At 74.1% G+C, this 6,269-nt stretch carries 6 protein-coding genes and 1 pseudogene; 5 read left to right on the forward strand and 2 right to left on the reverse strand.

All coding sequences use genetic code 11. The features are described 5' to 3' along the window. Positions 1-16: 16 nt before the first annotated feature. Positions 17-1,552 carry a leucyl aminopeptidase gene (locus KU893_RS07580; protein ID WP_218233729.1) on the forward strand — a complete coding sequence of 512 codons (1,536 nt, stop codon included), beginning with the start codon at positions 17-19 and terminating at the stop codon, positions 1,550-1,552. On the opposite strand, the gene KU893_RS07585 is transcribed toward KU893_RS07580, so the two are convergent. Next, positions 1,494-1,856 (reverse strand): hypothetical protein, encoded by a 363-nt coding sequence (locus KU893_RS07585; RefSeq protein ID WP_218233730.1) that lies wholly within the window; start codon positions 1,854-1,856, stop codon positions 1,494-1,496. The genes KU893_RS07580 and KU893_RS07585 overlap by 59 nt on opposite strands. Positions 1,857-1,968: 112 nt before the next feature. On the opposite strand from KU893_RS07585, the gene sucB reads away from it, so the two are divergent. Together sucB and KU893_RS07595 are read left to right on the forward strand one after the other, a co-directional pair. Further along, the gene (gene sucB, locus KU893_RS07590) at positions 1,969-3,759 is read left to right on the forward strand and encodes a 2-oxoglutarate dehydrogenase, E2 component, dihydrolipoamide succinyltransferase (RefSeq protein ID WP_218233731.1); all 1,791 of its coding nucleotides are present in this window, start codon (positions 1,969-1,971) and stop codon (positions 3,757-3,759) included. 14 nt (positions 3,760-3,773) lie between these two features. Further along, positions 3,774-4,694 carry a TIGR01777 family oxidoreductase gene (locus KU893_RS07595; RefSeq protein WP_218233732.1) on the forward strand — a complete coding sequence of 307 codons (921 nt, stop codon included), beginning with the start codon at positions 3,774-3,776 and terminating at the stop codon, positions 4,692-4,694. Positions 4,695-4,707: 13 nt separating this feature from the next. On the opposite strand, the gene KU893_RS07600 is transcribed toward KU893_RS07595, so the two are convergent. Continuing rightward, positions 4,708-5,265: a hypothetical protein gene (locus KU893_RS07600; RefSeq protein WP_218233733.1), complete on the reverse strand. Its 558-nt coding sequence runs from the start codon at positions 5,263-5,265 to the stop codon at positions 4,708-4,710. Between the two features lie 71 nt (positions 5,266-5,336). Between KU893_RS07600 and lipB the strand changes: the two genes are divergently transcribed. Together lipB and KU893_RS22620 are read left to right on the forward strand one after the other, a co-directional pair. Continuing rightward, positions 5,337-6,077 carry a lipoyl(octanoyl) transferase LipB gene (gene lipB / locus KU893_RS07605; protein WP_218233734.1) on the forward strand — a complete coding sequence of 247 codons (741 nt, stop codon included), beginning with the start codon at positions 5,337-5,339 and terminating at the stop codon, positions 6,075-6,077. Positions 6,078-6,127: 50 nt separating this feature from the next. Beyond that, positions 6,128-6,269, forward strand: a pseudogene (locus KU893_RS22620) (lipoyl synthase); the annotation flags it as partial.

Genomic DNA, 6,269 nt, shown 5'->3' on the forward strand with positions numbered 1-6,269 from the left:
TCGATATCCTGCGACGGTGACGACCTTCGCCCTCCGCACGGCCAGCCCCGCCAAGACCCGCGCCGAAGCGGTCGTCGTCGGGGTGCTGCCCGACGGCACACTGGCGCCAGGGGCCGAGGACGTGGCCGCGGCGTACGGGCGCAAGCTGGCCGGCCTGCTCGCCACCGTGGGCGTCAAGGGCGCGCCCGGCGAGGTCGCCAAGATCCCCACCGGCGGCACCATCACCTCCCCCCTGCTGGTGCTGGTCGGCCTCGGTGCGCAGGCCGACGCCGCGTCGGTCCGCCGAGCCGCCGGCAACGCCGCACGCGCCGTCACCAACGCCGCGTCGGTCGCGCTGGCCCTGCCCGCCGACACGCCGGAGCTGGTCCGCGCGGTCGTCGAGGGCTACCGGCTCGGCGGGTACGCCTTCACGACCTACAAGAGCAAGCCGAGCACGCCGACCACGCCGGCCGAGGTGGTCGTGCTGACGCCGGCCGCCCGCCGTACCGAGGTCGTGGCGGCCGTCGAGCCGGCCCAGGTGCTGGTGGACGCCGTCGTCGCCGCCCGCGACTGGGTGAACACGCCGCCCGGCGACCTGACGCCGCCGGCCTTCGCCGACGCGATCGCCGGCGCCGTGAAGGCGACCAACAAGGGGCTCGCCAAGGGCGCCACCAAGGTCAAGGTCGAGGTGCTCGACGAGACCCGGCTCGCCGAGCTCGGCTGCGGCGGCCTGCTGGCCGTCGGCGCCGGGTCGGCCGCTCCCCCGCGCCTGGTCGAGCTGAGCTACGCCCCCAAGGGCGCGGTCGCCCACGTCGCCCTGGTCGGCAAGGGCATCACCTTCGACTCCGGCGGCCTGTGGATCAAGCCGGCCGCCAGCATGGCCACGATGAAGGAGGACATGGCGGGCGCCGCCGCCGTCGTCCAGGCCACCCTCGCCGCGGCCCGCCTGGGCCTGCCGATCCGGGTCTCCGCGTACGCCGCGCTCGCCGAGAACATGGTCGGCGAGGCGTCGATGCGGCCCGGCGACGTGCTCACGACGTACGACGGCACCACCGTCGAGGTCTCCAACACCGACGCCGAGGGCCGGCTCGTCCTCGCCGACGCCCTCGGCCGCGCGGTCGCGGCCGAGCCCGACACCGTCCTCGACGTCGCCACCCTCACCGGGCACATCGTGATGGCGCTCGGCGAGAAGATGGCCGGCGTCATGGGCGACGACGACGTCGTCGCAGCCGTGCTCGCCGCCGGCGCCGCAGCAGGCGAGGACGGCTGGCCGATGCCGATCCCGGAGTTCATGGACGAGCGGATCCACAGCTCGACGATCGCCGATCTCGCGCAGTACGACGGCATCCGCTGGGGCGGCGGCCTGTTCGCGGCAGCGTTCCTGCGGGAGTTCACCGGCGGCCTGCCCTGGGCCCATCTCGACATCGCCGGTCCGACGTTCAACAAGGGCGGCCCGGCCGGGCACCTCACCGCCGGCGCGACCGGCTACGGCGTCGCGACCCTGCTGGAGTACCTCAGGAGTCGCGCGACTGCTGGCCCCGCTGCTGCTCCCGCTGCTTCTGCGCCTGCCTGACCCGGGAGTTGTAGTCGCGCATCCGCTGCGGGATGCCGACCACCGCGGCGTCGTACGACGGCACCTGGTGGCGGTTGCAGAAGTCGTGGGCCCAACCGATCGACGGCACCCGGCGCCGGGTCCACTCACCGTCGTGGGCGACGAGCAGCAAGGTGACCTCGCTGACCGCCGTCCGGGGCTCGACGAATCCCTCGACCCCACGGCGCGCCTGGAGCCAGGTCTGCAGGTGATCCTCGTCGGCGCGGTCAGCCGCGCGGACGCGCGTCGAACCGGTACGCGCGGCGTCCCGTGCCGGGTTACTCATGCGTACCTTCGCGCGCCCGCGGAACCGGTCGAACAAACCCATGGTTCCAGTTTGCCCGAACCGTGGGTGGGCTGTTGCGAGTTGGCTCCGTCGTGGTGCAAGGATGAGACCCATGGCGACCGAAGTCACTCTCCCCGCGCTCGGTGAGTCCGTCACCGAAGGCACCGTCACCCGCTGGCTCAAGCAGGTCGGCGACCAGATCGCGATCGACGAGCCCCTGCTCGAGGTCAGCACCGACAAGGTGGACACGGAGATCCCGTCTCCCGTCGCCGGCACGCTGGTCGAGATCCGCGCGAACGAGGACGACACGGTCGAGGTCGGCGCGGTGCTGGCCGTCGTCGGGGAGGCCGGCGAGGCGCCGGCCGCGGCCCCCGCCGCCGCCGCTCCTGCTGACGAGACTCCCATCGCCGCTCCCGCCGAGCCGGCTCCTGCCGCCGCGGCTCCGAGCGCCCCTGCACCGGTCGAGGAGGCGCCCACTCCTGCCCCGGCCGCTCCCGCTGCCTCCGGTGGTGCCGCCGACGGCACCGCGGTCACCCTGCCGGCCCTGGGCGAGTCGGTCACCGAGGGCACCGTCACCCGCTGGCTCAAGCAGGTCGGTGACGCCGTCGCCGTCGACGAGCCGCTGCTCGAGGTCTCCACCGACAAGGTCGACACCGAGATCCCGTCGCCGGTCGCCGGCACGCTGCTCGAGATCAAGGCCGCCGAGGACGAGACCGTCGAGGTCGGCGCCGAGCTCGCCATCATCGGCTCGGGTGCGCCGGCCGCCGCGGCTCCCGCTCCGGCCGCTCCCGCTCCAGCGGCCGAGGCTCCGGCGCCCGCCGCTCCGGCCGTCCCCGCTGCTGCTGCCCCGGCACCGGCTGCCCCTGCTGCCCCGGCGCCCGCTCCGGCTGCGCCCGCTCCGGCCGCCCCCGCTCCGGCCGCCCCCGCTCCGGCCGCTCCCGCTCCGGCGGCTCCCGCTCCGGCTGCGCCCGCGCACACGACCGACGCGACCGAGGGCCCCGGCTACGTGACCCCGCTGGTCCGCAAGCTCGCGGCCCAGCACGGCGTCGACCTCGGCCAGGTCACCGGCTCGGGCGTGGGTGGCCGCATCCGCAAGCAGGACGTCCTCGACGCCGCCGCGTCGAAGGCGCCCGCGGTCGCCACGCCGGCTCCGGCTGCCGCCCCCGCGGCCGCCGCGCCCACCCCGTCGCCGCTGCGCGGTCAGACGGTCAAGGTCAGCCGGCTGCGCAAGATCATCGCCGAGCGGATGGTGGAGTCGCTGCACGTCTCCGCCCAGCTCACCCAGGTGGTCGAGATCGACGTCACCAACATCGCCCGGCTGCGCGAGAGCGTGAAGGCCGAGTTCCTGGCGCGCGAGGGCGTCAAGCTCACCTACCTGCCGTTCTTCACCAAGGCGGCGATCGACACCCTCAAGCACCACCCGGTGCTCAACGCCAACCTCGACCTCGAGAAGGGCGAGATCACCTACTACGACCGCGAGAACGTCGCGTTCGCCGTCGACACCGACAAGGGTCTGCTGACCCCGGTCGTCAAGGACGCGGGCGACCTGTCGGTCTCCGGCCTGGCGAAGAAGATCGCCGACGTCGCCGAGCGGACCCGGACCAACAAGATCGGTCCCGACGAGCTCTCCGGCGGCACCTTCACCATCACCAACCTCGGCAGCTTCGGCGCGCTGTGGGACACCCCGATCATCAACCAGCCGCAGGTCGCCGTCCTCGGCCCGGGTGCCGTGGTCAAGCGTCCCGTGGTGATCGACGACGAGGACCTCGGCGAGACCATCGCGGTGCGCCACATGGTCTACTTCGCGCTCACCTACGACCACCGCGTGGTCGACGGCGCCGACGCGGGCCGCTTCCTGCGCGACCTCAAGAAGCGTCTCGAGTCCGGCCAGTTCGAGGTCTGAGGCCGGAGGCAGCCATGCATGTCGTGGTCGCCGGCTCGTCCGGCTTCCTCGGCCGCCAGCTCGTCACCGAGCTGCGCGGCCGGGGCCACGACGTCACCTGCCTGGTCCGTCGTGACCCGTCGCCCGGGCAAGACTCCCGGGAGTCCCGCTGGGACCCGCAGGGCGGCGTCGTCGACTCCGGCCTGGTCCAGGGCGCCGACGTCGTCGTCAACCTCGCCGGCTCACCGCTGATCGGCAACCCCCACTCGACGAAGTGGGCGCGCGAGGTCCTCACCAGCCGCCGCGCCACCACCCGCCTGCTCGCCACCACGATCGCTGCGGCCGCGAGCCCGCCAGCGCTGGTCAACGCCTCCGGCGTCAGCTGGTACGGCGACCACGGGTCCGCCGAGCTGACCGAGGCGTCCGACACCCGCGGCCACGCGCTGCTCACCCGGGTGGCCCGCGAGTGGGAGGAGGCCGCCCAGCCCGCGAGCGGGGCCGGCGCGCGCGTCGTGCTGCTGCGCACCGCACCTGTCCAGGACCGGCGCAACGCCCCGCTGCGCCAGCAGCGCCTTCAGTTCCTCGCCGGTCTCGGCGGACGCCTGGGCAACGGTCGTCAGTACTACCCCCTCATCTCGCTGCGTGACTGGGTCGGCGCGGCAGCGTTCCTCGTCGAGCACCCGACCGCGTCGGGTCCGGTCAACCTGTGCGCGCCCAACACCCCGACCAACGCCGAGTTCACCCGCACGCTGGCGCGGCTGGTCCACCGCCCGGCGGTCCTGCCGGCGCCCGCGGCCGCGATCCGGCTGGCTGCCGGCCCGATGGCCGACGAGGTGCTGGGCTCGCTCAACCTGCGTCCGGCGGCCCTGCTCGACCTGGGCTACGGCTTCGCCGACCCCGACGTGGCATCCGTGCTGGCGACCGGGCTCCGCGGCGGTCCCGAGGCTCACGCCTAGCAGACCGCTCGACTCAACGAGCGGTGGCGGAGGCGAGCAGCCAGCGACCGCCCGACCGGGTGAAGACCAGTCGTCGGGTCGACGGCCCGTCGCGCGGCAGCGCCACCCGCTCCCCCGACCTCGGCCGGACACCGACCGCGCCGGCGAGCCGATCGGTCACCACGAGCACGATCCTGCGCTCGGTCCGCCGGCGCAGCTCGACGCCCAGCACCTGCATCGCCATCCCCTCGACCCGCAGGCCCCGCCGCAACCAGGCCCGCAGCATCCGGACGTCCTGCTCCCCCGCAGCCGATCCGGGCAGGTAGAGCGCCCGCAGCCCCGGCACGTCGCCGTCGGCCCAGGCTCGCGCACGGGAGCGGTCCCAGTCGCGGAGCACGGCCAGCGAGCCCACGGCCCGGGCCACGTCGACCCGCCCGGCGGAGGGAGCGACGACGACGTGGGGGCCGGCGGCCGGCGTACGCGTCGACGGCGGGGAGGCTCCGCGCAGCACGAGGCCGAGCACCACCGCGACCACCGTGAGGACGACGGCGGCGGTCCCGAGAAGGACGGCCCGCGGGCCCGAGATCCGCATGGGACGATCCTGGACCCGACCCCCGACAGGTGCGTCCGTTCATCCACAGGCGCCGGAGTAGGCTCGACGTCGTGACGCTGACCTTCCGCGAGGACGGACTCGGACCGGACTTCATCGACTACGTCACGGCGTGGGACCTGCAGCGTGAGCTGCACGCGCAGGTCGTCGCCGGCGAGCTGACCGACACCGTCCTGCTCGTCGAGCACCCGCCCGTCTTCACCGCCAGCCGGCGTACCGAGGCCCACGAGCGCCCCGCCGACCCCGGCGGCGCGCCGGTGATCGAGGTCGACCGCGGCGGCAAGATCACCTTCCACGGCCCCGGCCAGCTGGTCGGCTACCCGATCGTCCGGCTGCCCGACCACGTGAAGATCCTCGACTACGTCCGCCGCCTCGAGGAGGCGATCATCGCCGTGTGCGCCGAGCTCGGCGTCACGACCGCGCGCATCCCCGGCCGCACCGGCGTGTGGCTCAAGGCCGACGACAAGGGCGGGGAACGCAAGATCGCCGCCATCGGCATCCGGGTCCGCAACGGCGTCGCCATGCACGGCTTCGCGCTCAACTGCGACGTCGACCTGAGCTGGTACGACCGGTTCGTCCCCTGCGGCATCTCCGACGCCGGGGTCACCTCGCTGAGCGCCGAGCTCGGCCGGGACGTGCCGGTGCGCGAGGTCGTGGACTCCGTACGGCGCCACCTCGCCGAGCTGCTGGAGTGGAACGACTACACCCTCACCCCCGACTACGAGCCCCGGCCCGACCCGGCGAAGGCGAGCGCGCCGGCCGCCGTACCGGTGCTGAGCTACCCCGCCCGCTGAGCGTCTCGGGCGATCGCCGATCGTCCTCGGCCGCGGAGTAGGGTGATCGGGTGAGTGCCACACCCGAGGGGCGCAAGCTCCTCCGCCTGGAGGTCCGCAACGCGGAGACCCCGATCGAGCGGAAGCCGTCGTGGATCCGGACGAAGGCGACGATGGGCCCCGAGTACCGCACCCTGAAGAGCCTGGTGAAGT

This window comes from Nocardioides daeguensis (assembly GCF_019192965.1).
Lineage (GTDB): Bacteria > Actinomycetota > Actinomycetes > Propionibacteriales > Nocardioidaceae > Nocardioides > Nocardioides daeguensis.

Coding starts and splice junctions, on each gene's coding strand:
- KU893_RS07585 (WP_218233730.1), bottom strand. CDS start 1,856: ATGAGTAACCCGGCACGGGACGCCGCGCGTACCGGTTCGACGCGCGTC.
- sucB (WP_218233731.1), top strand. CDS start 1,969: ATGGCGACCGAAGTCACTCTCCCCGCGCTCGGTGAGTCCGTCACCGAA.
- KU893_RS07595 (WP_218233732.1), top strand. CDS start 3,774: ATGCATGTCGTGGTCGCCGGCTCGTCCGGCTTCCTCGGCCGCCAGCTC.
- KU893_RS07600 (WP_218233733.1), bottom strand. CDS start 5,265: ATGCGGATCTCGGGCCCGCGGGCCGTCCTTCTCGGGACCGCCGCCGTC.